The organism is Pseudoalteromonas sp. CO348, from assembly GCF_004208845.1.
GTDB lineage: Bacteria > Pseudomonadota > Gammaproteobacteria > Enterobacterales > Alteromonadaceae > Pseudoalteromonas > Pseudoalteromonas maricaloris.
This window is the reverse complement of sequence record NZ_SGPI01000090.1, coordinates 1-243: the sequence shown is the minus strand read 5'-3', so window position 1 is coordinate 243 and position 243 is coordinate 1. Positions and strand designations below refer to the sequence as shown.

Genomic DNA, 243 nt, shown 5'->3' with positions numbered 1-243 from the left:
AGACCATCTTTATCTGTCACCGACAGCAAGCCTCGCTCAATATAGGGGCTTGCAAGGTTTCCCTCGGCAATCACTATCGACTCAATAAAATCATGGCATTCAAACCAATAAATTAAGCCGTACTTTGCTAAGAGTCGGGTGAAAAAGGTGTAGTCGTTTTCTAGCGCTTGTACGCACTGCGGTAGCGTGGGTAAATCTTTAGTGACTCGCCATTTTATCCGGTCTTGTGAATAGCCGGCTTTT

1 protein-coding gene is annotated in these 243 nt (G+C 45.3%); it reads right to left on the bottom strand.

Annotated elements, in window-relative coordinates; all coding sequences use genetic code 11:
* The coding region (locus EXT48_RS23615) for a contractile injection system protein, VgrG/Pvc8 family (RefSeq protein ID WP_240703442.1) at nt 1-243 on the bottom strand (243 nt) is incomplete at both ends.